26 protein-coding genes and 2 pseudogenes are annotated in these 25,760 nt (G+C 59.4%); 15 read left to right on the forward strand and 13 right to left on the reverse strand.

All coding sequences use genetic code 11. The features are described from left to right. Nucleotides 1–41: 41 nt before the first annotated feature. Nucleotides 42–788, reverse strand: a complete 747-nt coding sequence (locus B1722_RS10260) for a LytTR family DNA-binding domain-containing protein (protein WP_041072003.1) — start codon at nucleotides 786–788, stop codon at nucleotides 42–44. Continuing rightward, nucleotides 785–925: pseudogene (locus tag B1722_RS30100) on the reverse strand (sensor histidine kinase); the annotation flags it as partial. The gene B1722_RS10260 and the pseudogene B1722_RS30100, both read right to left, overlap by 4 nt. Before the next feature lie 335 nt (nucleotides 926–1,260). On the opposite strand from B1722_RS30100, the gene argH reads away from it, so the two are divergent. Continuing rightward, nucleotides 1,261–2,655, forward strand: coding sequence for an argininosuccinate lyase (argH, locus tag B1722_RS10270; RefSeq protein ID WP_086792390.1), 1,395 nt, complete (start codon nucleotides 1,261–1,263; stop codon nucleotides 2,653–2,655). Nucleotides 2,656–2,775: 120 nt separating this feature from the next. On the opposite strand, the gene B1722_RS10275 is transcribed toward argH, so the two are convergent. Continuing rightward, entirely contained in the window at nucleotides 2,776–3,435 is a 660-nt protein-coding gene (locus B1722_RS10275) for a glutathione S-transferase family protein (RefSeq protein WP_041072000.1), read from the reverse strand. 123 nt (nucleotides 3,436–3,558) lie between these two features. On the opposite strand from B1722_RS10275, the gene B1722_RS10280 reads away from it, so the two are divergent. From B1722_RS10280 to B1722_RS10290, 3 genes are all read left to right on the forward strand, one after another. Beyond that, nucleotides 3,559–3,843, forward strand: coding sequence for a hypothetical protein (locus tag B1722_RS10280; protein ID WP_007964529.1), 285 nt, complete (start codon nucleotides 3,559–3,561; stop codon nucleotides 3,841–3,843). Nucleotides 3,844–4,103: 260 nt separating this feature from the next. Beyond that, nucleotides 4,104–4,349 carry a TIGR02647 family protein gene (locus B1722_RS10285; RefSeq protein ID WP_003229392.1) on the forward strand — a complete coding sequence of 82 codons (246 nt, stop codon included), beginning with the start codon at nucleotides 4,104–4,106 and terminating at the stop codon, nucleotides 4,347–4,349. Between the two features lie 182 nt (nucleotides 4,350–4,531). Further along, entirely contained in the window at nucleotides 4,532–7,375 is a 2,844-nt protein-coding gene (locus B1722_RS10290; protein ID WP_086792392.1) for a class I adenylate cyclase, read from the forward strand. A 7-nt stretch (nucleotides 7,376–7,382) separates the two neighbouring features. On the opposite strand, the gene rnk is transcribed toward B1722_RS10290, so the two are convergent. The 3 genes from rnk to cyaY form a co-directional block, all read right to left on the reverse strand. Continuing rightward, the gene (rnk, locus tag B1722_RS10295) at nucleotides 7,383–7,802 is read right to left on the reverse strand and encodes a nucleoside diphosphate kinase regulator (RefSeq protein ID WP_041071993.1); all 420 of its coding nucleotides are present in this window, start codon (nucleotides 7,800–7,802) and stop codon (nucleotides 7,383–7,385) included. Nucleotides 7,803–8,058: 256 nt separating this feature from the next. After that, entirely contained in the window at nucleotides 8,059–8,274 is a 216-nt protein-coding gene (locus tag B1722_RS10300) for a DUF1289 domain-containing protein (RefSeq protein WP_084234229.1), read from the reverse strand. A gap of 2 nt (nucleotides 8,275–8,276) precedes the next feature. Continuing rightward, nucleotides 8,277–8,603: an iron donor protein CyaY gene (gene cyaY, locus B1722_RS10305; RefSeq protein ID WP_041071991.1), complete on the reverse strand. Its 327-nt coding sequence runs from the start codon at nucleotides 8,601–8,603 to the stop codon at nucleotides 8,277–8,279. 329 nt (nucleotides 8,604–8,932) lie between these two features. Between cyaY and B1722_RS10315 the strand changes: the two genes are divergently transcribed. The 6 genes from B1722_RS10315 to B1722_RS10340 are packed head-to-tail and all read left to right on the forward strand — an operon-like array spanning nucleotide 8,933 to nucleotide 13,542. After that, nucleotides 8,933–9,106, forward strand: a complete 174-nt coding sequence (locus B1722_RS10315) for a lipoprotein (protein WP_007911098.1) — start codon at nucleotides 8,933–8,935, stop codon at nucleotides 9,104–9,106. A 9-nt stretch (nucleotides 9,107–9,115) separates the two neighbouring features. Beyond that, a complete protein-coding gene (gene lysA / locus B1722_RS10320; RefSeq protein ID WP_086792394.1) occupies nucleotides 9,116–10,363 on the forward strand; it encodes a diaminopimelate decarboxylase in 1,248 nt (415 codons plus the stop codon). Between the two features lie 3 nt (nucleotides 10,364–10,366). Next, the gene (gene dapF / locus B1722_RS10325; RefSeq protein WP_086792396.1) at nucleotides 10,367–11,197 is read left to right on the forward strand and encodes a diaminopimelate epimerase; all 831 of its coding nucleotides are present in this window, start codon (nucleotides 10,367–10,369) and stop codon (nucleotides 11,195–11,197) included. A gap of 13 nt (nucleotides 11,198–11,210) precedes the next feature. Further along, nucleotides 11,211–11,936: a DUF484 family protein gene (locus B1722_RS10330; protein ID WP_041071987.1), complete on the forward strand. Its 726-nt coding sequence runs from the start codon at nucleotides 11,211–11,213 to the stop codon at nucleotides 11,934–11,936. A 2-nt stretch (nucleotides 11,937–11,938) separates the two neighbouring features. After that, on the forward strand, nucleotides 11,939–12,838 hold the full coding sequence (gene xerC / locus B1722_RS10335) for a tyrosine recombinase XerC (RefSeq protein WP_041071985.1): 900 nt from the start codon (nucleotides 11,939–11,941) through the stop codon (nucleotides 12,836–12,838). After that, nucleotides 12,835–13,542, forward strand: a complete 708-nt coding sequence (locus B1722_RS10340; RefSeq protein WP_086792398.1) for an HAD family hydrolase — start codon at nucleotides 12,835–12,837, stop codon at nucleotides 13,540–13,542. The genes xerC and B1722_RS10340 overlap by 4 nt, the downstream gene beginning before the upstream one ends. Nucleotides 13,543–13,776: 234 nt before the next feature. On the opposite strand, the gene sutA is transcribed toward B1722_RS10340, so the two are convergent. The 4 genes from sutA to glnK form a co-directional block, all read right to left on the reverse strand. Continuing rightward, nucleotides 13,777–14,103, reverse strand: coding sequence for a transcriptional regulator SutA (sutA, locus tag B1722_RS10345; protein ID WP_007951900.1), 327 nt, complete (start codon nucleotides 14,101–14,103; stop codon nucleotides 13,777–13,779). A 102-nt stretch (nucleotides 14,104–14,205) separates the two neighbouring features. After that, nucleotides 14,206–14,631 carry a secondary thiamine-phosphate synthase enzyme YjbQ gene (locus B1722_RS10350; protein WP_086792400.1) on the reverse strand — a complete coding sequence of 142 codons (426 nt, stop codon included), beginning with the start codon at nucleotides 14,629–14,631 and terminating at the stop codon, nucleotides 14,206–14,208. A 216-nt stretch (nucleotides 14,632–14,847) separates the two neighbouring features. Next, nucleotides 14,848–16,185, reverse strand: coding sequence for an ammonium transporter (locus B1722_RS10355; RefSeq protein WP_041071980.1), 1,338 nt, complete (start codon nucleotides 16,183–16,185; stop codon nucleotides 14,848–14,850). A 37-nt stretch (nucleotides 16,186–16,222) separates the two neighbouring features. Continuing rightward, nucleotides 16,223–16,561: a P-II family nitrogen regulator gene (glnK, locus tag B1722_RS10360; RefSeq protein ID WP_002555808.1), complete on the reverse strand. Its 339-nt coding sequence runs from the start codon at nucleotides 16,559–16,561 to the stop codon at nucleotides 16,223–16,225. 413 nt (nucleotides 16,562–16,974) lie between these two features. Between glnK and B1722_RS10365 the strand changes: the two genes are divergently transcribed. The 3 genes and pseudogenes from B1722_RS10365 to B1722_RS10375 all read left to right on the forward strand — a co-directional run bounded on the left by B1722_RS10365 (nucleotide 16,975) and on the right by B1722_RS10375 (nucleotide 19,303). Beyond that, complete coding sequence (locus tag B1722_RS10365) at nucleotides 16,975–17,235, forward strand: accessory factor UbiK family protein (protein WP_041071977.1); 261 nt, start codon at nucleotides 16,975–16,977, stop codon at nucleotides 17,233–17,235. A 783-nt stretch (nucleotides 17,236–18,018) separates the two neighbouring features. Beyond that, nucleotides 18,019–18,861 (forward strand): annotated as a pseudogene (locus B1722_RS10370) (YifB family Mg chelatase-like AAA ATPase); the annotation flags it as partial. A 220-nt stretch (nucleotides 18,862–19,081) separates the two neighbouring features. Then, on the forward strand, nucleotides 19,082–19,303 hold the full coding sequence (locus tag B1722_RS10375; protein ID WP_034139784.1) for a hypothetical protein: 222 nt from the start codon (nucleotides 19,082–19,084) through the stop codon (nucleotides 19,301–19,303). Nucleotides 19,304–19,438: 135 nt separating this feature from the next. Here the strand turns inward: B1722_RS10375 and B1722_RS10380 are convergent, their stop codons facing one another. After that, nucleotides 19,439–20,665, reverse strand: a complete 1,227-nt coding sequence (locus B1722_RS10380) for a zinc-dependent alcohol dehydrogenase (RefSeq protein ID WP_034139785.1) — start codon at nucleotides 20,663–20,665, stop codon at nucleotides 19,439–19,441. 433 nt (nucleotides 20,666–21,098) lie between these two features. On the opposite strand from B1722_RS10380, the gene B1722_RS10385 reads away from it, so the two are divergent. Both B1722_RS10385 and B1722_RS10390 read left to right on the forward strand, forming a co-directional pair. Beyond that, on the forward strand, nucleotides 21,099–21,914 hold the full coding sequence (locus tag B1722_RS10385; RefSeq protein ID WP_034139786.1) for an alpha/beta fold hydrolase: 816 nt from the start codon (nucleotides 21,099–21,101) through the stop codon (nucleotides 21,912–21,914). Beyond that, complete coding sequence (locus B1722_RS10390) at nucleotides 21,904–23,076, forward strand: PAS domain-containing sensor histidine kinase (RefSeq protein ID WP_034139787.1); 1,173 nt, start codon at nucleotides 21,904–21,906, stop codon at nucleotides 23,074–23,076. The genes B1722_RS10385 and B1722_RS10390 overlap by 11 nt, the downstream gene beginning before the upstream one ends. Before the next feature lie 14 nt (nucleotides 23,077–23,090). On the opposite strand, the gene cydB is transcribed toward B1722_RS10390, so the two are convergent. Further along, nucleotides 23,091–24,092, reverse strand: a complete 1,002-nt coding sequence (cydB, locus tag B1722_RS10395; RefSeq protein WP_034139788.1) for a cytochrome d ubiquinol oxidase subunit II — start codon at nucleotides 24,090–24,092, stop codon at nucleotides 23,091–23,093. Between the two features lie 12 nt (nucleotides 24,093–24,104). Then, entirely contained in the window at nucleotides 24,105–25,481 is a 1,377-nt protein-coding gene (locus B1722_RS10400) for a cytochrome ubiquinol oxidase subunit I (protein ID WP_034139789.1), read from the reverse strand. Nucleotides 25,482–25,760: the final 279 nt, after the last annotated feature.

Here is a 25,760-nt window from a genome sequence, read left to right on the forward strand (position 1 = left end):
ATGCCCGGCAGAAGAACGTGCAACCGCGCGCGAAGGCCGGGTCAGAGGCCCTGCATCATCTTGCGCACACCGGCCACATGCCGCCGGCTGACGATCAGCGCATCACCATTGAGGCCTTTGAGGAACAGCTGAAAATGCCCAAGCGGCGTGCGTTGCAGACGCTCGATACGGTCGCGGGCGACCAGCGCGTTACGGTGGATGCGCACGAAACGCTCGCCGAATTCGTCTTCGAGGGCCTTGAGCGGCTCGTCCAGCAGCACCTCGCCACTTTCATGGCGCAGGGTCACGTACTTGTGATCAGCAATGAAATAGACCACCTGATCCAGCGGGATCAGTTCGATGCCTTTTCGGGTTCGGGCGCTGATATGACTGCGCGGGCCGTTGCCGCTTTCGGCGGCAGGCCGGGTCAGGGCCGAAAGTTGCGCCCGGTTGGGACGTTCAGCCCGCTTCAGGGCGTCATGCAGATGTTCGGTTCGCACAGGTTTCACCACATAGCCCACGGCGCTGGCCTGCAGGGCTTCCACGGCAAATTCATCGGGGCTGGTGCAAAACACCACGGCCGGCGGCGTTTCACGCTCGCACAGACGGGCAGCCACCTGCAGGCCATCGAGGCCCGGCATGCGGATATCGAGCAGCACGATATCCGGCTTGTGGCTGTCGATCAGCGCCAACGCCTCTTCGCCATTCGTGGCGCTGGGCTCCAGAACTGTATAACCCTCGAGCTCGCTCACCATTCGGCTGAGGCGCTCGCGAGCCAGTGGTTCGTCATCAACGATCAGGACATTCATATTGCGCTGGATTCCTGCGTGAGTCTCGCACAAGGATAGCGTAGACAGGTGAAGTGACGTCCGTCACCGCGATCCACGCTAAGACTAGCCCGAGCGCCAAAAAGTGCCGTACGTCGGCCAGCAATATTTGCCAGTGTCCGGGTCGTACTGCTCAAAGCCCGCTGTATTCTGCGTTTTTCACGGGGTATGCCAAAGGACAAATCCACCCACCCCCTCTTCTTATAGTCGGCGTCCAGACCTTAGCGCGATCTGCAGTCGCGCCGACCCTTATGTCCAACTGTAGACGCTTGCCGGGCCGATATTGCTCAATCGAAAAATATCCTTGCGCAAATCCCCTGCAGACAGCGCCGACTATGAACGAGCAGATGAGAAAAAAACGTATCGACCGGTGTCAGCGACAGGATTGGCAACCCTGTTATTATCCGCGCCAGCGTTTCACGCCTTCTTTCTCCAAGCCGATACGAGCGAATTCATGAGCACTGACAAGACCAATCAGTCCTGGGGCGGCCGCTTCAGTGAACCCGTCGACGCCTTCGTCGCCCGCTTCACCGCCTCCGTCACTTTCGACCAGCGCCTGTATCGCCACGACATCATAGGCTCGATCGCCCACGCCACCATGCTGGCCAAGGTCGGCGTGCTGACGGATGCCGAGCGCGACAGCATCATCGATGGCCTGCAGACCATCCAGGGCGAAATCGAGGCCGGCCAGTTCGACTGGCGCGTCGACCTCGAAGACGTGCACATGAACATCGAAGCGCGCCTGACTGACCGCATCGGCATCACCGGCAAGAAACTGCACACCGGGCGCAGCCGTAACGACCAGGTCGCCACCGACATCCGCCTGTGGCTGCGTGACGAAATCGACCTGATCCTGGCCGAAATCACTCGCCTGCAAAAAGGCCTGCTGGAGCAGGCCGACCGTGAAGCGGCGAGCATCATGCCCGGCTTCACTCACCTGCAGACCGCACAACCGGTGACCTTCGGCCACCACATGCTGGCCTGGTTCGAAATGCTCAGCCGCGACTACGAGCGTCTGGTCGACTGCCGCAAGCGCACCAACCGCATGCCGCTGGGCAGCGCTGCGCTGGCCGGCACCACCTACCCGATCGACCGCGAATACACCGCGCAACTGCTGGGTTTCGATGCCGTCGGCGGTAACTCGCTGGACAACGTTTCCGATCGCGACTTCGCCATCGAATTCTGCTCGGCCGCGAGCATTGCGATGATGCACCTGTCGCGCTTCTCAGAAGAGCTGGTGCTGTGGACCAGCGCGCAATTTCAGTTCATCGATCTGCCGGATCGTTTCTGCACCGGCAGCTCGATCATGCCGCAAAAGAAAAACCCGGACGTGCCGGAGCTGGTACGCGGCAAGACCGGCCGTGTATTCGGCGCGCTGATGGGCCTGCTGACCCTGATGAAAGGCCAGCCATTGGCCTACAACAAGGACAATCAGGAAGACAAGGAACCGCTGTTCGACGCGGCCGACACCTTGCGCGATTCGCTGCGCGCCTTTGCCGACATGATCCCGGCGATCAAGCCGAAACACGCGATCATGCGTGAAGCGGCCCTGCGCGGTTTCTCCACCGCCACCGACCTGGCGGACTACCTGGTACGCCGTGGCCTGCCGTTCCGTGACTGCCACGAAATCGTCGGTCACGCGGTGAAATACGGCGTGGACACTGGCAAGGATCTGGCCGAGATGAGCCTGGAAGAATTGCGCCAGTTCAGCGACCAGATCGAGCAGGACGTGTTTGCCGTACTGACGCTGGAAGGCTCGGTGAATGCCCGTGACCACATCGGCGGGACAGCGCCGGCGCAGGTCAAGGCAGCGGTGGTTCGCGGTCAGGCGTTGATCGCAAGCCGCTAAAAGCATCGCGGGCAAGCCCGCTCCCACAGGGTTCTTTGTTGGAACACAATTTTGTGTTCGACCCAAAGACCTGTGGGAGCTGGCTTGCCAGCGATTACCTATTTACAAACGCCGCAATACTCACTTCTTGGCAGCGATCATCGCCAAAAACGCCGGCATCGCCGCCTCTTTGTCCGCCGCAATCTTCTGCACATGCGGATTCTGCTCAAGCCGCTCCAGCAGCGCCTTGGCTTTCGGCATCTCCGCCAGCAAATCGATCCCGAACAACTTTTGCCCGACCGCACAGGCCAGCGGCACGCTGTACAGGAAGTACAGATCCGCGATGCTCAAACTGTCGCCCGCCACGTACGGGGCGAATTTGCCGTGTCGGCCCAGTGCCGCAAAACCCAGCAACAGCTCGGCTTTGGTTTTCTCCTTGATCGCGTCCGGCACCGTCGCGCCGAAGAACGCCTCGCCATAACAGGCGCGCCCCGGCAGCTCGATGTACAGCTCGATTTCCTTGGCAATCGCCAACACCTGCGCTCGCTCGAATGGATCGCTCGGTAACAGCGGCGTACCTTTCTGGGTCTGCTCAAGGTATTCGAGGATGATCGCGGTTTCGTTAATAAATCCGGCATCGACACCGAGTACCGGTACTTTGCCGCGCGGGCTGATCGCCAGCGATTCCGGGGTCTGCGTCGGGTAGAACGTCACCTCTTCGAACGCCAGGCCTTTTTCCAGCAGCGCCAGCTTGACCATGTTGTAGTAGTTGCTGACAGCGAATCCATAGAGCTTGAACATCACATAGCCTCCAGGCCGTGCGGGGTGGGCAGGCACTGTTTATAGATCGCCCGTCACGATCCTGCCAGCAGCATCACGCCGCTGAATGCGGGTAAACTGGCGCCTTTCCTTGAGGAGCCTGCCATGAGCGAGCCGACAGACATCGACAACGACGAAGAAGAGTTCACCGAGGCGACGCTGATCGAAGCCATCGAGAACCAGATCGAAAGCGACAACCCGCCAGCCGCCAAGGCGACCTTCAACAAGCTGACCCTCGTGGGTGTCGAGCGCGAAGAGATCCTCAACCTGATGGCGCACGTGCTGGCCTATGAGATTGACGCGATGCTCGACGAAGACCGCGCGTTCGATACCGAGTGGTATGAAACCGCCCTGCGTGCGCTGCCAGAGCTGCCACCGGAAAAGCAGTAAGCAAAACACATCCCCTTGTGGGAGCGAGCCTGCTCGCGAATGCCGTGTATCAGCAGAAACAACGCTATATGACACACCGCTTTCGCGAGCAGGCTCGCTCCCACACAATTTGTCACCCATCCATCCAGCCATCTCTCCGGCCCCGACTACACTGGAATCCGCCTCAAGACAAAATCCCTGATCTGAGCACTGGACATGCCGCAAAAGCGGGTTCACCTTAGGGACGCTGTCGTCCAATTCCTAGAAAGTCTGGAGTCCTTATGTCGCTTACCCCTGAGTTGGTTGCCGAACTGGAAGTCCTCGCACTCTTCAACCTGGACAGTTCCCAGGAAGGTTTGAAAATTCATCAGACCGCTGCCCCGAAACACATTGCCGCCGCCAAACGCCTCTTCGAAAAAGAACTCACCGACCAGCCCGATGGCGGGTATCTGACCAGCCTGGGTCGCGATGCCGCGCAAAATGTGCAAACCGTGCTGACCATTCTGAGAGAGCAGGAAACCGCCTGATTCCCCCTTCTTTTGCCCACGGGAACTCCTGCCACGGGATTTCCGCGGGCCTGCCTGGCCCTCGCGCTAAAAATCTGACGTCAAAAAACAAATTCAGCTTAAAAGTCCCGCCGTGCAAAGGCTAAACTGCCTCCCATTCCGAGACCCTCTTCGTCCGAGCCCACGAGCCGGTTTGAGCTGACATGACGCGCACCCACGAAATCCGCCCCGATCTGGACGAAGGCATCGACCGCAAGGTACTCAGCCAGCTGCGCGCGCGTTTTCTCAAGCTCAATGAAGGTCGCCTTGGCCGGGCACTCGAAGGTCTGTCGACCCGCCAGCAAGGCGTGCTGACCCTGCTGCCGCTGTTCTTCCACGTCAATCACCCGCTGTTGCCGGGCTATGTTTCCGGCAGCACGCCAGCCGGGCTGTCCAACTATGAACCGGACGCTACCGCCCTCGCCGAAGCACAACGCCTGACTCGCTCGTTCTCCTACAAACCACGCCACGGCAGCAACCCGCCACGGCCAATTCACGGGCTGTTCCTGATGGGCAGCCTCGGCACCCTGGCCCAGGCCGATCAGAGCGACATGGACGTGTGGGTCTGCCATGCGCCGGATCTGGGCGAAAGCGAGATCGCCGAGCTGCGCAAAAAATGCCAGCTGCTCGAAGCCTGGGCCACGACCCAGGGCGCCGAGGCGCACTTCTTTCTGATCGACCCGGTGCGTTTCGTCACAGGCGAACGCGACAGCCAACTCAGCTCCGAAAATTGCGGCAGCACTCAGCACTATCTGCTGCTGGACGAGTTTTATCGCACCGCGATCTGGCTGGGCGGACGCACGCCGATCTGGTGGCTGGTGCCGGTCTACGAAGAAAGTGCGTACGACCTGTACACCCACACTTTGCTGTCCAAGCGCTTCATTCGCGCCGACGAGACGCTGGATCTCGGGCATTTGGCGAGGATTCCGCCGGGCGAGTTCATCGGCGCCGGCCTGTGGCAACTGTTCAAGGGCATTGAGTCGCCCTACAAATCGGTACTCAAGTTGTTGCTGACCGAGGTCTACGCCAGCGAACACCCGAACGTGCAGTGCCTGAGTCTGCGTTACAAGCAGGCCGTGTTTGCCAATCAACTGGATCTGGATGAGCTGGATCCGTACATGGTCGTGTACCGACGCATCGAAGAGTACCTGACCGCCCGCAACGAGCCGGAGCGGCTGGAGCTGGTACGACGCGCGTTGTACCTCAAGGTCAACCGCAAGCTCACTGGCAGCAGCCGCACCCAGAGCTGGCAGCGCTCGCTGCTGGAACGCCTGGCGCACGAATGGCATTGGGATCAGCGCCAACTGGCCCTGCTCGACAGCCGCAGCCAGTGGAAAGTCCGCCAGGTCAGCGCTGAACGCCGCGCCCTGGTCAATGAGCTGAATTACAGCTACCGCTTCCTGACCCAGTTCGCCCGCAGCGAACAGACCGTCAGCCTGATCAACAAGCGTGATCTCAACGTGCTCGGGCGCCGCCTGTACGCGGCGTTCGAGCGCAAGGCCGACAAGGTCGAATTCATCAATCCCGGCATCGCCCCGGACCTGGCCGAAGACACCCTGACCCTGGTGCAGTCGCCGAACAAGAAAGAACCCGGGCAAACCCAGTGGGGCTTGTACAACGGCAGTCTGAACGCTTTGGAATGGGAGCACTTTGCGCCGATCAAGCGCAGCCGCGAGTTGCTCGAGCTGCTGACCTGGTGCCATCGCAACGGCGTGATCGACAGCAGCACGCGCCTGGCCCTTCATCCCGGCACCAGCGACATGAGCGAGTTCGAGTTGTTCAACTTGCTCGGCAGCCTGCAGCAGTGCATCGCCCTGCCCCTGCCAACCGTTGCAGAAGAGCCGCTGCTGCGTGCCGCGATGCCGAGCGAGGTGCTGATACTGGTCAACGTCGGTGTCGACCCGCTCAAGCATCATCGCGACCTGAATATCCTGATGACCACCGAGCGCACCGATTCGTTGAGTTACGCCGGGGTGCGCGAAAACCTTGTATTGACCCTCGATCAAGTCACGCTCAACAGCTGGAATGAAGTGCTGGTCAACCGCTTCGACGGCCCCCACGCGCTGCTCGATTGCCTGCGTGACTACCTCAACAACCTGCCGCGCGGCCCACAGCAGCCGTCATTGAAAGTGCGCTGCTTCTGCCACAACCGCGCGCAGTTCATTGCCCGGCGCGTCGAAGAAGTCATCGACACCGCGCAGACCCTGCTGCTCAGCGAGCTCAATCACCGCTACCTGATTCAGGTGCAACAGCACTATCACGTGCTGGAACTGGTGCCGGGCCAGGTCAATCACGTAGCCCTCGCGACATTGCCGGCGCTGCTGGATTATCTGGGCGAAGAACAGCCGCGCTACAGCCCGCTGCACCTGGATCCGATGGCGCTGGAGGATCATGACCTCGCGCTGATTCTGCCCATGGGTCAGCCGGAGGCGATTCAGGTGTTCTACCGGATCACCGAACAACAGGCCGAGTTGTATGTGCTGGATGAGTTCAACGCGCTGTGGCAACAACATCTGCCGTATCACGACGAACAGAGCCTGCTGGTGCCGCTGCAGCGTTTCCTGCAATCGATCCAGTACCGGCGAGAAGCACTGTTGCCGATGGACGGCAGCCCGGCGATCAGCCTCGAAACCTTGTATTACCAGTTATTGCCTTCAGGCCCGGGGCGCGCGCGCCGGGTCGAAGCACGGCCGGCGCCGCAAACCCCGGTGAACAAACCGTTCTACGATGTGCAGGCAATCATTGGCAAAGCCGCACCGGGCGAAGTGCAGGTCACCCTGTATTGCAATCAACGAGAATTCAGCGAGCTCGAACATGGCGACCAGCTGTTTCGCGTGGTCGCCCGGGAGATCGTCGAACAGCGCCGCGAGACCGAGCGCTATCGCTGCTATATCACCGACCTGGACCTCTCGGGCCTGCTTGGTGACGGGCAGAGTTCAAGCAATCTGTATTTGCGCTACAAGGCCGACCTGGAGCGCGCCCTGAACGAGGCGCTCGAACAGATCTGAGGCGGGGTCACTCGCGGAAATCACCGCCGTTGGCTGGTTGTGACTCGACTTCCAGCAAGGTCAGTTTCAGGGTCTTGCCACCCGGCGCGGGCCAGTCGATGTGCTGACCGACCTTCAGGCCCAGCAGCGCGCTGCCGACCGGTGCGAGGATCGAGATCTTGCCTTCGTCGGCGTTGGCATCCTTGGGGTAGACCAGCGTCAGGTGATAATCCTTGCCGCTGCCTTCTTCGCGGCAGTGCACGCGGGAATTCATCGTCACGACATCAGCGGGCACTTCATCGTGGCCGACCAGTGTATCGGCGCGGTCCAGTTCGGTTTGCAGCGCGATCACGCCCGGCGCAGCCTGGTCTTTCTCGTTCAGGTTGTCGATCAGGCGCTCCAGACGTTGTACGTCCAGACGGGTAAGGGTGATGGAAGGTGCGGTCATGATCCGGGCAGACTCCTTTCTTCTGCACACAAAAAAAGCAAAACCCCGCCAAAAAAGACGGGGTTTTCACCAGGCCTCGATGGGTTGAGGCGTGTTCGGACACTATCACAGCTCAAAAAATATACAAGCCACCTTCCAGACCGGAGGAGACCCTTGTGGCGAGGGAGCTTGCTCCCGCTGGGGCGCGTAGCGGCCCTGAAATTCCTACGACTGCTGCGCAGCCGAGCGGGAGCAAGCTCCCTCGCCACAGATCGGATCAGGCATGTGATTTTCGTGCGGCAGCCTGCTGGCAGATGACCCGGCGGCGTTGATCGTCCGCCGAGCGCCATTCGCGAATATCCTCGACATGGCGGAAGCAGCCAAGGCAAACCTTCTGCTCATCCAGCCGGCAAACGCCAGTGCACGGTGACGGCACCGCTGGGCTGACGTTGCTGTAGAGCGGCTTGGGTGGGCGCGGGGCAACCTCGGTCACGATCAGATCTCTTCGAAATCCAGCTCAAGGCCGGTCTGGTCCTGAACGCAACGAGCCAGGACTTCACCGAGCAGTTCTTCAGACTTCTCGCAGCTCCATTTGCCCGACTCTTCGTCGTAGTCGAAGTGGAAACCACCGGAACGCGCCGCCAGCCACAGCTGACGCAGCGGCTCCTGGCGGCTGATGATCAGCTGGCTGCCGTTGTCGAACTTGATGGTCATCATGCCGGCCGTGATCTCGATATCGTCGGCATGATCCTCCAGCAACTCTTCCAACGCCTGCTGGGTGGCATCGACCAGATCGTGGAAACGCGCTTCGGACAAACTCATTGTGGCAACCTCAAAAAATGTCGGGTCAGGCTCAAGCGCCGCAAGATACGGGCGCTGCCGGCCGATTGCAAAGATTAACGACCAAGCACCGTTTCCCATCCAGCACTGGCGCCTGTGGGAGCGAGCCGGCTCCGGGCGGCGATCCGACGAAAGCGGTGTGTCAGCCAGCAAACATATCGGATGTGCCGGCCTCTTCACGAGCAGGCTCGCTCCCACAAGGCTCCAGGTGTATCCAGAGAGCCCCGCCGGACGGGAACCCCCTCGCATAGGCAAGCTGCCGGGTGGCCGGTATACTCCGGCGCAATTAACGCATTTTCAAGGATTTCGCCATGAAGCGCCTGATCTCTTCCCTTGCTGCGCTCGTCGCGGTTGCCTGCCTCGTTTCGGCCTGTGGTCAAAAAGGCCCGCTGTACCTGCCGGATGACGATCAGGACCCGGCCGAGCAAGCCCAGTCTTCGCAAAAGCAGCCGTCCAAAGCACACAAGCACGACGTTTACCAATAAGGGATCGCCATGGACGCTTTTAACTACCGTGGCGGGGAGCTGTTCGCGGAAGGTGTGGCGCTGTCCGCCATCGCCGACCGCTTCGGCACGCCCACCTATGTCTACTCGCGTGCGCACATCGAAGCCCAGTATCTGGCCTACGCCGATGCCTTGGCGGGCATGCCGCACCTGGTCTGCTACGCCGTAAAGGCTAACTCCAACCTCGGCGTGCTGAATGTTCTGGCCCGTCTCGGCGCCGGTTTCGACATCGTTTCCCGTGGCGAACTGGAGCGTGTACTGGCCGCTGGCGGCAGCGCCGACAAGATCGTCTTCTCCGGTGTCGGCAAGACCCGTGATGACATGCGTCGCGCGCTGGAAGTCGGCGTGCACTGCTTCAACGTCGAATCCACCGACGAACTGGAGCGCCTGCAAGTGGTGGCCGCCGAGCTGGGCGTTCGCGCGCCGATCTCGTTGCGCGTCAACCCGGACGTCGATGCCGGCACCCATCCGTACATTTCCACCGGTCTCAAAGAGAACAAGTTCGGCATCGCCATTGCCGACGCCGAAGACGTGTACGTGCGTGCCGCGCACCTGCCGAACCTGGAAGTGATCGGTGTCGATTGCCACATCGGCTCGCAACTGACCACCTTGCCGCCGTTCCTCGACGCTCTCGACCGTCTGCTGGACCTGGTCGACCGCCTCGGCGATTGCGGCATTCACCTGCGCCACATCGATCTCGGCGGTGGCCTGGGCGTGCGTTATCGCGATGAAGAGCCGCCACTGGCCGGCGATTACATCAAGGCTGTGCGTGAGCGTCTGAACGGTCGTGACCTGGCACTGGTGTTCGAGCCAGGCCGCTTTATCGTCGCCAACGCCGGCGTGCTGCTGACCCAGGTCGAATACCTCAAGCACACCGAACACAAGGATTTCGCCATCGTCGACGCGGCGATGAACGATCTGATCCGCCCGGCGCTGTATCAGGCCTGGATGGACGTCACCGCCGTCAAGCCGCGTGACAGCGCCGCGCGCCAGTACGACGTGGTTGGCCCGATCTGCGAAACCGGCGATTTCCTCGCCAAGGATCGTGAGCTGGCGCTGGAAGAAGGCGACCTGCTGGCCGTGCATTCGGCCGGTGCCTATGGCTTCGTGATGAGTTCCAACTACAACACCCGCGGCCGTGCCGCTGAAGTGTTGGTAGACGGTGATCAGGTTTTTGAAGTGCGCCGCCGCGAAACCGTGGCCGAGCTGTTTGCCGGCGAAAGCCTGCTGCCGGAGTAACCCATGCTGCTGCGTTTTACCAAAATGCACGGCCTGGGCAATGACTTCATGGTTCTCGACCTGGTCAGCCAGCACGCGCATATTCAGCCCAAGCACGCCAAGCAATGGGGCGACCGGCACACCGGTATCGGTTTCGACCAGTTGCTGATCGTCGAAGCGCCGAGCAACCCGGACGTGGATTTCCGTTACCGGATCTTCAACTCAGATGGCTCGGAAGTGGAACAGTGCGGCAACGGTGCGCGCTGCTTCGCGCGCTTCGTGCTCGACAAACGCCTGACCGCCAAACGGCAGATTCGCGTCGAGACCAAGGGCGGCATCATCGAGCTGGATGTGCGTAACGACGGCCAGATCGGCGTGAACATGGGCGCACCACGCCTTATCCCGGCGGACATCCCGTTCGACGCACCGGCGCAGGCGTCCAGCTATCAGCTGGAAGTCGACGGCACCACGGTCGAACTGGCCGCCGTGTCGATGGGTAACCCCCATGCGGTGCTGCGCGTGCAGGACATCAATACCGCACCGGTGCATGAACTGGGACCGAAAATCGAACACCATCCGCGCTTTCCGGCGCGGGTCAACGTCGGTTTCATCCAGGTCATCGACCGCCACCGCGCGCAATTGCGCGTCTGGGAACGCGGCGCCGGGGAGACCCAAGCCTGCGGCACCGGCGCTTGCGCCGCGGCTGTCGCGGCTATCAGCCAGGGGTGGATGGATTCGCCGCTGTTGATCGACCTGCCCGGCGGGCGTCTGTCCATTGAATGGGCAGGCCCCGGCCATCCGGTGCTGATGACCGGCCCGGCAGTGCGTGTATACGAAGGACAAGTGCGTCTTTGAGTGAGCAGAAACCATGACCGATAAGCCTCAGGTACCCGCCCGACAGTCCGACGAATCAGCGTCCGAGAGCCTGGAGGCGGCAGCGGTTGCCGCATACCTGGAGGCTCATCCGGACTTCTTCGTCGAGCACGAAGAACTGCTGCCCGCCCTGCGCATTCCCCACCAGCGCGGTGACACCGTATCGCTGGTCGAACGGCAGATGAGCATTTTGCGCGACCGCAACATCGAGATGCGTCATCGCCTCTCGCATTTGATGGACGTCGCCCGCGACAACGACCGGCTGTTCGACAAGACCCGTCGCCTGATCCTGTCGCTGATGGACGCCGCCAGCCTCGAAGACGTGGTGATCAGTGTCGAAGACAGTCTGCGTCAGGATTTCCAGGTGCCTTTTGTCAGCCTGATCCTGCTCGGCGACAATCCGGCCTCGGTCGGCCGCTGGGTGACCCACGCCGACGCGCAAACCGCCATCGGCGGCCTGCTCACCGAAGGCAAAAGCGTCAGCGGCAGCCTGCGTGAGCATGAGCTGGACTTCCTGTTCGGCGAAGAACAGCGCAAGCAGATCGGCTCCACCGCCGTGGTCGCCGTCAGCCACCAAGGCATCCACGGTATTCTGGCCATCGCCAGCCGCGATCCGCAGCACTACAAGAGTTCGGTCGGCACGCTGTTTCTCAGCTACATCGCCGAAGTCATGGGCCGCGTGCTGCCACGGGTCAACAGCTCACTGCGCTCGGTACGCTGAGCATGGAACGACAGCTGGACGCCTACTGCGAACACCTGCGCAGTGAGCGACAGGTGTCGCCGCACACCCTGTCGGCCTACCGCCGCGACCTCGATAAAGTCCTCGGCTGGTGCATCAAGCAGAACATCGGCAGCTGGGCGGCGCTGGATATTCAGCGTCTGCGCAGCCTGATCGCCCGGCTGCATGCTCAGGGACAATCGTCACGCAGTCTCGCCCGATTGCTTTCGGCGGTGCGCGGGCTCTATCACTATCTGAATCGCGAAGGTCTGTGCGACCACGACCCGGCGACCGGTCTGGCGCCGCCGAAAGGCGAACGGCGCCTGCCGAAAACCCTCGACACCGACCGTGCGTTGCAACTGCTGGAAGGTGCCGTCGAGGATGATTTTCTGGCGCGGCGCGATCAGGCGATTCTCGAACTCTTCTATTCCTCGGGCCTTCGCCTGTCCGAGCTGACCGGGCTCAACCTCGATCAGCTGGATCTGGCCGACGGCATGGTTCAGGTGCTCGGCAAGGGCAGCAAGACCCGCCTGCTGCCGGTGGGCAAAAAGGCCCGCGAAGCACTGGAGCAATGGCTGCCACTGCGGGCCATGACCAACCCGGCCGACGACGCCGTGTTCGTCAGCCAGCAAGGCCGACGCCTCGGCCCACGGGCGATTCAGGTGCGGGTGAAACTGGCCGGCGAGCGCGAACTGGGGCAGAACCTGCACCCGCATATGCTGCGGCACTCCTTCGCCAGCCACTTGCTGGAATCCTCGCAGGATCTGCGCGCGGTGCAGGAACTGCTCGGCCACTCGGACATCAAGACCACGCAAATCTACACCCACCTGGACTTCCAGCACCTGGCGGCGGTCTACGACAGCGCCCACCCACGGGCCAAACGCAGCAAAGGCGACGATTCATGAACATCCAGTTGATCACCTTCGACCTCGACGACACCCTGTGGGACACCGCGCCGGTGATCGTCAGCGCCGAAGCGGTATTGCGCGAATGGCTGAGCGAACACGCACCGAACCTGGGCGCGGTGCCGGTGGAGCATCTGTGGGCAATTCGCGAACGGGTGCTGACCCGCGAACCGGGCCTCAAGCACCGCATCAGCGCGCTGCGCCGACGGGTGCTGTTCCACGCACTGGAAGACGCCGGGTACGCCCACGGCGAAGCTTCGGATCTGGCCGACAAAAGTTTTGAAGTGTTCCTGCACGCACGGCACCAGATCACGGTATTTCCCGAGGTCGAACCAACCCTGGAAATTCTCGCCAACCACTACGCCCTCGGCGTGGTCACTAATGGCAACGCTGACGTGCGCCGCCTCGGGCTCGCCGATTACTTCAAGTTTGCGTTGTGCGCCGAAGACATCGGTATTGCCAAGCCGGATGCGCGGCTGTTTCACGAGGCGTTGCAGCGTGGTGGTGCCACAGCCGAAACCGCCGTACATATCGGCGATCATCCAGGCGATGACATTGCCGGCGCGCAGCAAGCGGGCATGCGCGCGATCTGGTTCAACCCGGCGGGCAAGGTCTGGGAAGCGGAGCGTCAGCCGGATGCGGAGATCCGCAGCCTGACCGACTTGCCAGCGGTAGTCGCCCGCTGGAATGCCCTTGCCACCTGACACACAACCGTTTTTTTTGTGGCGAGGGAGCTTGCTCCCGCTCGGCTGCGCAGCAGTCGTAAAACCAGCCAACACAATATTCCTGAAAAACTGCGCCTGCAGATTTTGGGGTCGCTTTGCGACCCAGCGGGAGCAAGCTCCCTCGCCACAATGTCCCAGTGAACGAGCGCTTTGTTCGAGGCATGAAAAAGCCCGCAGCGACGGCGGGCTTTTTCAGCAAGCAAGTGGCACGCCTCAGATAGGGCGGCTGCCGTACTTGTTGTCCGGCTTCTTGGGCGGATCGGCGACCACGTTGGCCTCCACTTCCTGCACCTTGCCGCCGCGCGCAAGGAATTCTTCCATGGCCTTGGCCAGGGCGTCGCGCTCCTTGTTCTTGGCTTCGATGCTCGGCAACTCGTCTACCGACACCGCAGCCTTGGCTTTGCCCTTGGCAGCCGGGGCCGGCGTATCGTCACCGCCATCGTCTTCAGCAACGTCTTCCGCTGCTGCTTCCAGACCGTCCTCGGCCTCGTCTTCGTCGCCTACTTCGAGGTCGTCGTTTTCCAGATCATCGTCGCTCATGTTCTACCTCATGACTTGCGAAAAGCAGATTAGTTATAGACCAGCTTTGGCGACTGTCGAAAGTCGCCGGAAAAAAATCGGTAACCGCTGGTGACCAGCGGTTTACGCCCCGTCACCGTGCAAGGTGGCGAGGACTTTACGGGCACCGCCATGATCACGGTGCTCGCCCAGATAAACGCCTTGCCAGGTTCCCAGAGCCAGACGCCCAGCCGATACCGGCAGACTGATCTGGCAGCCAAGCACGCTGGCCTTGAAGTGCGCCGGGAGGTCGTCCAGGCCTTCGTCGTTATGCTCATAGCCGTCTGTTCCTTGTGGGATCAGACGATTGAAAAATCGTTCGAAGTCGCGACGGACCGCCGGATCGGCGTTCTCGTTGATGGTCAACGACGCCGAGGTATGCTGCAGCCACAAATGCAACAGACCGACCCGGCACGCCTTGAGTTCAGGCAGGCCGGCGAGTAACTCGTCCGTTACCAGATGAAAGCCCCGGGGCCGTGCCCGCAGGGTTATCAGAGTCTGTTGCCACATACAGTTCTCCGCACGTTCGGGGCGCATTCTAGCGCGCTCTGGGAAAAAACAAAGGCCCTAATATTCCTGCAATGATGTAAGCCATTGGCCGCAGAAAAATGCCCATCGTAAACACGACGAAAGCCGTACGAAAAATCCTTTCAGCTGCTCTCTCAATGACAAATCCCGGACAAAAAAATGCCCGGCAAGCCGGGCAAGTTTTTTCGATGCGCGTACTTACAGGTTGTAGCCGCGTTCGTTGTGTTGTGCCAGGTCCAGGCCAACCGATTCTTCTTCCTCGGTCACCCGCAGCCCCATCACGGCGTCCAGCACCTTGAGGATGATGAAGGTGACAATCGCGGTGTAGATCACTGTGAAGCCGACGCCCTTGCACTGAATCCACACTTGCGCCGCGATGTCGGTCACGGTGCCGAAGCCGCCCAGCGACGGTGCAGCGAATACACCGGTCAGGATCGCACCGAGGATACCGCCGATACCGTGCACGCCGAATGCGTCCAGGGAGTCGTCATAACCAAGCTTGCGTTTCAGGGTGGTGGCGCAGAAGAAACACACCACACCCGCCGCCAGACCAATCACCAGTGCGCCCATCGGGCCCACGGTGCCAGCCGCCGGAGTGATTGCAACCAAACCGGCAACCACACCCGAGGCGATGCCCAGTGCACTTGGCTTGCCGTGGGTGATCCACTCGGCAAACATCCAGCCCAGTGCGGCAGCTGCGGTTGCAATCTGAGTGACCAGCATCGCCATACCGGCAGTACCGTTGGCAGCAGCGGCGGAACCGGCGTTGAAACCGAACCAGCCGACCCACAGCATCGCTGCACCCATCAGTGTGTAACCGAGGTTGTGCGGCGCCATCGGGGTGGTCGGGAAACCTTTGCGCTTGCCCAGTACCAGGCACGCTACCAGGCCGGCGATACCCGCGTTGATGTGCACCACGGTGCCGCCCGCGAAGTCGAGTACGCCCCAGTCCCACAACAGGCCGCCGTTACCGGACCAGACCATGTGTGCAATCGGTGCATAGACGAGGGTGAACCACACGCCCATGAAAATCAGCATCGCCGAGAATTTCATCCGCTCGGCGAACGCACCGACGATCAGCGCCGGGGTGATGATCGCGAAGGTCATCTGGAAGGTGACAAACACCGCCTCAGGGAACAACGCCGCCGGGCCGGTCAGGCTCGCCGGAGTGACACCGGCCAGAAAGGCCTTGCCCATGCCGCCGACGAAGGAATTGAAGTTGACGACGCCTTGCTCCATACCGGTAGTGTCAAACGCGATGCTGTAGCCATAAATGACCCACAGGACGCTGATCAGACCGGTAATGGCGAAGCACTGCATCATCACCGAAAGAATGTTTTTGGAGCGAACCATGCCGCCGTAGAACAGCGCGAGGCCGGGAATGGTCATGAACAGCACAAGGGCTGTGGAGGTCAGCATCCAGGCGGTATCGCCGGAATTGAGGACTGGAGGCGCCACCGGATCTGCCGCCATGGCCAGGCCGGGCATTACGATGGACAACAGGGCGCCTAGCCCTGCGAATTTACGCAGAGTCATATTGTTTTCTCCTGGGGCGTTGGGTTTGTGGCGGCGTTTAGATCGCGTCGGTATCGGTTTCGCCGGTACGGATGCGGATCGCCTGTTCCAGATTGACCACGAAGATCTTGCCGTCACCGATCTTGCCGGTGTTGGCCGCCTTGGTTATCGCCTCGATAACCCGATCCAGATCCTTGTCGTCGATGGCCACGTCGATTTTCACCTTGGGCAGAAAATCGACCACATATTCCGCGCCGCGATACAGCTCGGTGTGACCCTTCTGCCGGCCGAAGCCTTTGACTTCCGTAACGGTAATGCCCTGCACGCCGATTTCGGACAGCGACTCGCGCACGTCGTCCAACTTGAACGGCTTGATGATGGCAGTGACTAGCTTCATGAAACTCTCTCCCGAATTGGTGGACTTGCCCCAGGAAAACAAACCCGACTCAAGTCTAAGCGCAGTGCCTGGCTTTGTAACGCATCGTCGGCCTTACCTGCCCGACTGACGCCAGCTAACCGCTGCCGGCGAAACTCCCCGCTCCGCCTGCCGCACTGCATTCGTCACAGCGACTGCATCAGTGCATGGGTCACTACCGACTAAGCAGAAAGCTTGCCATCTCGCCAAATTCCTCTGATTTCAGTCCCTTGGCCGCTGCCGCAGGCGTTTGCACGAAAAACGCCCGACGGTTACGCACAACAACGGTGCGCTGCCGTCCGTCCGCTTGCGCGAAAAGCGTGCATCCGGGCCTGCGTCAATGACTATAGACACTGCGTGATACAATGCGCGCCACTGTTTACAGGACACATTCCATGCTCGCGCCCAAAGACTTCCTCGACGCCCTGAGCGGCACTGCCTCCCGCCTGTTCAGCGGCGACACCCCGCTGCCAAAAGCCGAAATCGAAAGCCAGTTCAAGATGCTGCTGCAAAGTGCTTTCAGCAAACTGGACCTGGTGAGCCGCGAAGAGTTTGATAGTCAGATGGTCGTTCTGGCGCGTACCCGCGCTCGCCTTGAAAGCCTTGAAGCCAAAGTCGCAGAACTGGAAGCCAGGCTGACGCCGCCGGCCGAGTAAGACTGCAGCCCCTGGGCCGAGACGCCTTCAAGTTTGCGAGTAGACATTAAACCGCCCCCGCCGAGGCAGGAGCGGTTTCCGTCAGATCAATCCTCTACAACGAATTATTCCAACGGTCTCGCAGAAACTCGTACAGGCGAAAAGCCCATAACGCGATTCTGACGAGGCGCCACATATGTTTAAGAAACTTAGACATACTTTGGCCCTCCTTGCGTGGGGCCAAACCTCCGATGCACTTTCCGGCGTACGAACATCTTCGGGACTACACACGAGTGTGTCCGCCAAGGCGGCCGGGTGTGGGTTCCCCAAAAACAGCACCGGCACGGGTCTCATACCGTGTCGAGGAACATGAAATCTTTAGCTCCTGGCCACACTTCACGAAAACTCGAGGAGTGGGCATCGTCGCCGGGGATGTTATGCCGGTAGTTCGAAGGGGACTTAAACAAGTTGTATCAAGTGATTAAGCAATGTTTCACACCTTAATGAGTCAATCATTTCAAGGCGATATTGACTTTGGACAAATGATGTCGGTGCTTGCGTCAACGTGAAAACGTGCATAACCTGCACATACACGAGTGTGTCCGCAAAGGATACGCAGGCCTTGGCCTCACCGAAGCCTGCAAACTGAAAACCGTCTACTCAAGGCGGTTTTTTTTCGCCTCGAAATTGGTTGACCTCCTCCCGCAACATCCAGTGAAAGTTCGCGCCCGCCAGCTCCCCTTTCCCCGACTACCCTTCAAAAACCCGCAGGAAGCGGCCCCCGATTCAGCTCAAGGAACGACCATGTCCCTGTCCATCGTCCACAGTCGCGCCCAAATAGGCGTGGATGCACCTGCCGTTACCGTCGAAGTTCATCTGGCCAACGGCCTGCCGTCGCTGACCATGGTCGGCCTGCCCGAGGCGGCGGTGAAGGAGAGCAAGGATCGGGTGCGCAGCGCGATCATCAATTCCGGGCTGCAGTTTCCGGCGCGGCGGATCACCCTGAATCTGGCGCCGGCGGATTTGCCCAAGGACGGCGGGCGGTTTGATCTGGCGATTGCCTTGGGGATTCTGTCGGCAAGTGTGCAGGTGCCGTGTCTCACGCTGGATGAGGTGGAATGCCTTGGTGAACTGGCGCTGTCCGGCGCGGTGCGGCCGGTGCGCGGGGTGTTGCCAGCGGCGCTGGCGGCGCGCAAGGCCGGGCGGGCCCTGGTGGTGCCGCGGGCGAATGCCGAGGAGGCCTGTCTGGCTTCGGGCCTGAAAGTGTTTGCGGTGGATCATCTGCTGGAAGCCGTGGCGCATTTCAACGGGCATACGCCGGTCGAGCCTTATGTCTCGGACGGGCTGATCCACGCGGCGAAACCTTATCCCGACCTCAACGAAGTGCAAGGACAGATGGCCGCCAAACGGGCGCTGCTGATTGCGGCGGCAGGCGCGCACAACCTGTTGTTCAGCGGGCCGCCGGGCACTGGCAAAACGTTGTTGGCGAGTCGCCTGCCAGGCCTGCTGCCGCCCCTGTCCGAATCCGAAGCGCTGGAAGTGGCGGCGATTCAATCGGTCGCCAGCGGCGTGCCGCTGACTCATTGGCCGCAGCGTCCATTCCGTCAACCGCACCATTCTGCATCGGGGCCGGCGCTGGTCGGTGGCAGCTGTGACATTTGACAATAAATGCAACTGATTGGAAATTGATGCAACTCACATGTGATGCGGATCTTTAAGTGTTTATGCTTCAAAGCCAAGTATTGCGGGTGTTTCTCAACATACTCTCGTGCGGCTCGGCGTTTTAAACTCTAGCCACCCACTCGTCACCGGTATTGAACCGTAAACGTGCAGACCTTTCTACCGTCCATACTTGGAGGGTCATGTCATGTATGAAGACAGAAAAGCACAGGCACTGGAAACCTGGCAGCGACTATTCACTCATCCTGAAATTCGAATGAGCGCTCCTGAGCAATACGATGAATTACTGCGCCTTGCCGAGGAGTATTGCGAAGAGGGGTTCATCACCAAAGAGGAGCGCAGATCGATGATTGAGAAAGCGACGGCAAATTATCGGCGGGCAGTTGAAGGCATGGGCCAAGGAACCTAGGGGTGTTCTGGTTTATGACGACGGTAGCCTGCTGCAAGTATAAAGCCTGTCATCCAATGGTGAGGACAGGCTTCACTCCAAGAGTCACGGCTTAAGTTTTGGCACTATCAGCGGCCAGCAGGATAAGGGTTACCGTTAAGCGACTGGGACCATTGGCGGAGTCTCATTCACGTCGGCCAGTGGTACGTCGCTGCTGCCAGGTGTCAGGATAACCTTGCGACAGTTTTCCTGTTTCTTGTCGAAGATCCGGTAACCTTCCGCTGCCTGTTCCAGCGACAGCCTGTGGGTGATGATGGCCTCGGGTTGCAACCGACCCGTCTCAATGTGTTCCAACAGCTCAGGCAAGAACCGCTGCACATGAGTCTGACCCATTTTGAACGTCAGGCCCTTGTCGAACGCATCGCCGAATAGAAAACCGTGAATGAACCCTGAGTACACGCCGGGCACACTCACCACGCCGCCGCGCCGTACCGCGGCGATGCACTGGCGCAGTGCTTTGCCGCTACTGCCTTCCAGCTTGAGAGTGGCGAGTACTGTTTCGGTGGTGCTGCCCTTGGCTTCGAACCCCACGGCGTCGATCACCCCGTCCACCCCCCTGCTACCCGGAGTCTGCCGGATGATGGTGTCGGCCGGATCATCATCGTCATCAAAGTTGATCGGGATAACACCGTAAGTACGCTGCGCATACTCAAGGCGATACGCATGATGATCGACCATGAAGATGCGCTCGGCACCGAGCATGCGGGCGCAGGCGGCGCTCAGCAGTCCCACCGGGCCAGCGCCGTAGATGGCCACACTTGAACCTTGACCGATATTTGCATTGAGAACCGCCTGCCAGGCGGTTGGCAGGATATCGGAGAGAAACAGCACCTTCTCATCCGCCAGCGTGCCTGGAACCTTAAATGGCCCAGTGTTGGCTTTAGGCACCCTAACCAGTTCAGCCTGACCTCCCGGAATGCCGCCATACATTCGGCTATAACCGAACAGTGCCGCCGGCGGCGGAATCCGTTTTTTGTTCATCGCCGCGCCCGGGCCGGTATTCGTCGTCTCACACGCGGCGTAAAGCTCCTGTTGGCAAAAGAAACAATCACCACAGGCGATGACAAACGGAATCACCACCCGATCACCGCGCTGGACCGCAGTCACGCCAGAACCGGTCTCCTCGACGATGCCCATGAACTCGTGACCGAAGATATCGCCATGCTCGACGGTGGGAATCTTGCCGCGATACAGGTGCAAATCAGAACCACAGATGGCTGTGGCGGTGACGCGCAGAATAATGTCGTCCGGCGCTTCTAGTACCGGATCCGGCACGCTCTCGACTCTGACGTCATGGGCGCCGTGATAGGTCATTGCTCGCATGGTGATGTCCTCGTACGTTCAATAAAAGACGTTGGTCTTCATACCGAAGGACTCGGGCACACTGGAGTTCAGTAAGCTTTCTGAAAGTCAGATCAGCGGACGATAACGAAGGAATTCAGGACGCAAGTCCGATTTAAACGGTAATCCGATCATTCGACATAGACATCTACCGGGTGGTGACTTTCATCGCATGGATTCCAACCGGCATGATTTGAACCAAAAGCCACAGAAGCTGCCAAAATCATTCGCTTAACGTACCGAATAAAAATCACCTCCCCCGCCATCCGACCCCATAGTACTGATAGATCGCAGCACGTGTTTTCTGAATACTCTCTTAACGGGTAGCTATTGTAATGGTCTGCATGACCGCAACCCGCGCTATCTACAATGCCGAAAATGCCAAAAGACCTTAGATACTCTCGGGATGACGCGCATGAACCTGCGATACCGCAACAACATAAAAGTGATGGGTGAAGGTCCTTCGACACTGATCTTTTCCCACGGTTTTGGCTGTGACCAGAGCATGTGGCGCTATTTGGTCGACCACTTCACGTCTCGTTTTAAGATTGTCCTTTATGACCTTGTCGGGTCGGGGCAGTCAGATATCGGCGCGTATGATCGGGAAAAATACAGTTCCTTGATGGGATACGCCCATGATCTGGGTGAAATCGTCGATCATTTTGCCACTGGTGAAGTAATTCTGGTCGGCCACTCTGTTAGCGCCATGATAGGTGTCCTACTGGACCGCCTATGCCCTGGAAAAATTGCGGCGCATGTGATGATTGGCCCTTCACCCTGCTACATTGACTCCGATGACTATGTGGGGGGATTCAAACTCGAAGACATCCAGTCCTTGCTCGACACGCTGGACAGCAACTACCTTGGCTGGTCCAGCAATATGGCACCGGTAATCATGGGCGCGCCCGGGCAACCTGCACTGGGAGAAGAACTGACCAATAGCTTCTGCCGTACCGACCCTGAGATCGCCAAGCAATTCGCACGCGTGACGTTCATGTCAGACAATCGCAAGGACGTTGCGGGATTGGTCACACCAACCTTGATTCTGCAATCCACCGACGATTTCATCGCTCCCATCGCCGTAGGTGAATATCTGCATGCTGTACTTCCCAACAGCACACTCAGCTTGGTGGCTAACGTTGGTCATTGCCCACACATGAGCGCACCGAGTGCCTGTTCGGAAGCCATGGACAGCTTCCTGACGCTGAGGGCAGGTGCGGATGTCGACTGACGCACCGCCAGGTCCCGACTCGCAGACACTATTTGAAGGCGCGCCTTGCGGCCTCGTGGTTACGCAAGAGGACGGGACGATTTTGCTCGCCAACCTGACATTTTGCTGTTGGATCGGCTTCGACGCCTGCTCTTTGATCGGGCGGCGTTTCCAAGACCTGTTGACAATAGGCGGCCGTATATTTCACCAAACCCATTGGGCGCCGCTGATGCGTATGCAAGGCTCAGTAGCCGAGGTGAAGCTCGATCTGGTCCACAAGGACAAACATTGCGTCACAATGCTGCTTAACGGTGTAAGGCGCGAAAATGCCGATGGTGCTTTTTTTGAACTGGCACTATTCACGATAAGCGATCGCGACAAATATGAGCGCGAACTACTCAGCTCCCGAAAAGTCGCCGAAGGTCTACTGCACGAGAAAACCGTTGCGGAAACTGCGCTTCAGCTTGCTCAAAGCGAGTTGAAAATAGCCTACGAAAAGGCCGAACGTCGTGCCTCATTCGCCGAGCAGATGGTTGCTATCGTCAGCCATGACCTGAAAACACCGCTGACTGCGATAAAAATGGCGTCTGACATGTTAACCAGAGACGAACTGTCTGCTAAGCAATTCAAAATGCTCGGCCATATCAGCCAGTCAGCTGGCCGCGCTGAACGAATGATTGCCGATCTGTTGGACTTTACCTTGGCCCGGGTCGGCCGAGGAATAGCAGTAACGCCGGCCCCGGTTGATCTGCATACTTTAGTCAGCCTGAGTGTCGATGAATTGCGCGTCGCTTTTCCCGCTGCAAATTTGCAGCATCAATGCAATGGATCGGGTATCGCATACATTGATGCAGATCGGGTACAGCAAGTTATTGGCAACCTGGTTGCTAACAGCGTTGCTTATGGAGATTTGAAGCAGCCGATCATCATCACTTCATCTTGTGAAGAGCATCAAACCATTGTGTCCGTTCGCAACCAGGGCGCGATTATCCCTGAGTCATTGATGGCGACTCTATTCGAACCCATGATCCGCGGCACCAACGACCGTAACGCACGCAGCGTAGGGCTTGGATTGTTCATCGTGAGGGAAATCGCCCGGTCACATGGAGGGAACGTCACGGTGCGTTCCAACACCGAAGAAGGCACAACGTTTGAAGTCTTTTTTCCACAAATTCAGTCTTAGAAACCCGCAATTTTTCAGCTTTTTGTTCCCACACGTACCTTGCCGCTGAAGACTCTGAATCCATAGGTGTTGTAGATCAACGTCACCGGTATCAACACGGCAAAGCCGACGAGCATGAAGACCTGGCTATTGGGCTTTGAGGTGGCGGCTTGTAGCGTCAGACCCGGGGGAATGATCAGCGGGTAAAGCGCGACGAGCATCAAGGCGAACGCCAGTACGAATACACCCAGGGCGCAGAACAGCGGTACCCAGTCAAAACGACTGCGAAACCCTGATCGGAATACCGCCAGCAAAGCCATCAGAATCAAAACCGCGGGTACCCACACCACCGGCGCCGTCAGCCGCTGCGAGTACTGATCGTGCAAGGTGGTGGTCCAAGCGACTAAAACCAGCAGAAGCCCTGCCGTGCCCCAAGCCAGCTGCTTCGCCTGACGCGCAGAACGGTGCTGCAGTTCATCAACGGTTCGCCAATACAGCCAGCAAGCGCCCAGCCAGGTATAGCCCAGCACGAGTACGAGGCCGCAAAATAGCGGAAAGGGTTCGAGCCACTCGCGGCCATCGCCACTGTACTGACTGCCCAGATGGGGGACGCCTTTGACCAGGGTGCCGAGCACAATACCTTGAATCAGTCCCGTGCACAGGGAGCCACACAGCAACACTCCGTCGATCAGCCGTTTAACGCGCTCGCTGGGCGCGTGATCACGAAATTCAAGCGCCATTGCACGCAGTATCAATGCCAGAAACATGGCGATAAATGGCACGTACAGCGCGGGGAGCAGAATGGCGTAGGCCAGCGGAAACAAAGCCAGAAGCCCGCCGCCACCGAGAACGAGCCAGGTTTCGTTGGCATCCCAAATCGGCAGGATGGTCACAGCCATGGCGCGTCGATTGCGGCTGCTATGCGTCAGGCCCAGCAGTATGCCGACACCCAGATCGGTTCCGTCGAGCAACACATAGTTCATCACCGAGAATGCCAGAGCTGCTGCACACAACAGGGTCAGCCAGTCAGTGTCCATCGACTCGTTTCCTCAAGACCGTCCGGTTTCGTCAGGCAGTGTTGGTTGCGGACCCGGCTCGCCACGGCGCGGTGGCTCACGTAGCAAACGCATCAGCACCCACAAGCCGATGCCGAATACCAGCAGATAGAACAGCAGAATTCCCCACGTAGAAGTCACCACCTGCTCGCGTGAGACCCGTGACACGCTGTCGGCCGTGCGCAGTAGCCCGTAGACGGTAAAGGGCTGACGCCCGACCTCAGTGACGATCCAACCACTGAGCATCGCTACAAATCCCGTTGGGGCCATCAGCACACAGCTCCATAACCACCCGCGTGCAATGTACAGACGCTTACGAAAGCGAAGAACGAGGCTGGCGATGCCTTGCGCCAACATCATCAACCCCAGCCCGACCATCAGGCGAAATGCGAAAAATACTGGCGGCACCGGCGGAATGTCCTCAGGCGCGAACTCGTCCAGTGCGGCGATGGTGCCGCTCAGGTCGTGACGAAGGTAAAGCGAGCCGATCCGCGGAATAGCCACTTCCCAGTGATTGCGTCTTTCGGACATATCCGGCCAGCCGAATAGGCGCAGCGGTTCACCCGCACCTGCGGGTGGACGCGTCCACGAACCTTCAATGGCGGCTACCTTCTGCGGTTGAACCTTCAAAGTGTGTTCGCCATGTAGGTCGCCGACCACAATTTGCGCGGGAGTTAGAGCCACGACCGTCCAAAAGGCCATGGACAATTGCAGGCGTGCGCGGGGATTGTGCGAGCTTTTGAGCAACTGCCAGGCACTGGCGCCGGCCACCAGCGTTGCCGAACCCAGCAGCGCGGCCAATGTCATATGCGCCAGGCGATAGGGGAACGAGGGATTGAAAATGATCGCCCACCAGTCTTCGGCCAGAAAGCGCCCCTCCCCTGACATCGAATAGCCTGCGGGTGTGTGCATCCAGGAGTTGGCCGACAGTATCCAAAATGCGCTGATCAACGAACCCATGGCTACGGCACCAGTTGCGAAGAAATGCAGTCGTGGGCCGACCTTCTTCAATCCGAAAAGCATGATGCCCAAGAACCCGGCCTCGAGGAAAAACGCCGCCAACACTTCGTAGAACATCAACGGTCCAAGAATATCGCCCGCCTGTACCACCAGACGCGACCAGTTCAGCCCAAACTGATATTCCAGAATCAGCCCTGACGCCGTACCCACCGCCACATTAAGGGCGAATATCTTGAGCCAGTAGTGATAGACATCCAGATAGACTTCGCGACCGGTCTTGAGCCACAACGCCTCGAGTACCAGTAGAAAATTCGACAGACCGATGGTGAACGCCGCCAGCACGATGTGAAAACTGATGGTGGTCGCGAACTGGGCACGCGCCGCCGTGAGGACTGAGTCGAGGGCTTCCACGTATGACTCCCGGCTTGTGATCAGACGATTAGGTTGCTTAACACTTCTGTGAGCGCTTGCCGCTATGGCGTTTCGCTTTCTCACTCGAGAATTGGAACGTTTCCACTCAATGGTTGAGCCGACCTAATCATCATAGTTGCGTCTACCAACAGTGATAGCGCACCCATTTGTCGTTTTGTAGGCAGGCGAGGAGCACTGCTGTGGTACCTGTGGCGAGCAGATACCGAGGATGCTTTTCAGGGAGCACGCTTGAAGTGTTTTTTGCGCTCGCTTGTTCGC

Source organism: Pseudomonas sp. SCPG-7 (assembly GCF_002156405.1).
GTDB lineage: Bacteria > Pseudomonadota > Gammaproteobacteria > Pseudomonadales > Pseudomonadaceae > Aquipseudomonas > Aquipseudomonas parakoreensis.

Excerpts from the sequence above, each read along its gene's own strand:
- B1722_RS10380 (WP_034139785.1), bottom strand. The coding sequence starts at position 20,665 with ATGCGAGCAATGACCTATCACGGCGCCCATGACGTCAGAGTCGAGAGC.
- B1722_RS10350 (WP_086792400.1), bottom strand. The coding sequence starts at position 14,631 with ATGTGGCAACAGACTCTGATAACCCTGCGGGCACGGCCCCGGGGCTTT.
- B1722_RS10315 (WP_007911098.1), top strand. The coding sequence starts at position 8,933 with ATGAAGCGCCTGATCTCTTCCCTTGCTGCGCTCGTCGCGGTTGCCTGC.
- B1722_RS10390 (WP_034139787.1), top strand. The coding sequence starts at position 21,904 with ATGTCGACTGACGCACCGCCAGGTCCCGACTCGCAGACACTATTTGAA.
- xerC (WP_041071985.1), top strand. The coding sequence starts at position 11,939 with ATGGAACGACAGCTGGACGCCTACTGCGAACACCTGCGCAGTGAGCGA.
- cyaY (WP_041071991.1), bottom strand. The coding sequence starts at position 8,603 with ATGAGTTTGTCCGAAGCGCGTTTCCACGATCTGGTCGATGCCACCCAG.
- lysA (WP_086792394.1), top strand. The coding sequence starts at position 9,116 with ATGGACGCTTTTAACTACCGTGGCGGGGAGCTGTTCGCGGAAGGTGTG.
- B1722_RS10275 (WP_041072000.1), bottom strand. The coding sequence starts at position 3,435 with ATGTTCAAGCTCTATGGATTCGCTGTCAGCAACTACTACAACATGGTC.
- sutA (WP_007951900.1), bottom strand. The coding sequence starts at position 14,103 with ATGAGCGACGATGATCTGGAAAACGACGACCTCGAAGTAGGCGACGAA.
- B1722_RS10355 (WP_041071980.1), bottom strand. The coding sequence starts at position 16,185 with ATGACTCTGCGTAAATTCGCAGGGCTAGGCGCCCTGTTGTCCATCGTA.
- B1722_RS10365 (WP_041071977.1), top strand. The coding sequence starts at position 16,975 with ATGCTCGCGCCCAAAGACTTCCTCGACGCCCTGAGCGGCACTGCCTCC.
- rnk (WP_041071993.1), bottom strand. The coding sequence starts at position 7,802 with ATGACCGCACCTTCCATCACCCTTACCCGTCTGGACGTACAACGTCTG.
- B1722_RS10280 (WP_007964529.1), top strand. The coding sequence starts at position 3,559 with ATGAGCGAGCCGACAGACATCGACAACGACGAAGAAGAGTTCACCGAG.
- dapF (WP_086792396.1), top strand. The coding sequence starts at position 10,367 with ATGCTGCTGCGTTTTACCAAAATGCACGGCCTGGGCAATGACTTCATG.
- cydB (WP_034139788.1), bottom strand. The coding sequence starts at position 24,092 with ATGGACACTGACTGGCTGACCCTGTTGTGTGCAGCAGCTCTGGCATTC.
- B1722_RS10330 (WP_041071987.1), top strand. The coding sequence starts at position 11,211 with ATGACCGATAAGCCTCAGGTACCCGCCCGACAGTCCGACGAATCAGCG.
- glnK (WP_002555808.1), bottom strand. The coding sequence starts at position 16,561 with ATGAAGCTAGTCACTGCCATCATCAAGCCGTTCAAGTTGGACGACGTG.
- B1722_RS10385 (WP_034139786.1), top strand. The coding sequence starts at position 21,099 with ATGAACCTGCGATACCGCAACAACATAAAAGTGATGGGTGAAGGTCCT.
- B1722_RS10260 (WP_041072003.1), bottom strand. The coding sequence starts at position 788 with ATGAATGTCCTGATCGTTGATGACGAACCACTGGCTCGCGAGCGCCTC.
- B1722_RS10290 (WP_086792392.1), top strand. The coding sequence starts at position 4,532 with ATGACGCGCACCCACGAAATCCGCCCCGATCTGGACGAAGGCATCGAC.
- B1722_RS10285 (WP_003229392.1), top strand. The coding sequence starts at position 4,104 with ATGTCGCTTACCCCTGAGTTGGTTGCCGAACTGGAAGTCCTCGCACTC.
- argH (WP_086792390.1), top strand. The coding sequence starts at position 1,261 with ATGAGCACTGACAAGACCAATCAGTCCTGGGGCGGCCGCTTCAGTGAA.
- B1722_RS10375 (WP_034139784.1), top strand. The coding sequence starts at position 19,082 with ATGTATGAAGACAGAAAAGCACAGGCACTGGAAACCTGGCAGCGACTA.
- B1722_RS10340 (WP_086792398.1), top strand. The coding sequence starts at position 12,835 with ATGAACATCCAGTTGATCACCTTCGACCTCGACGACACCCTGTGGGAC.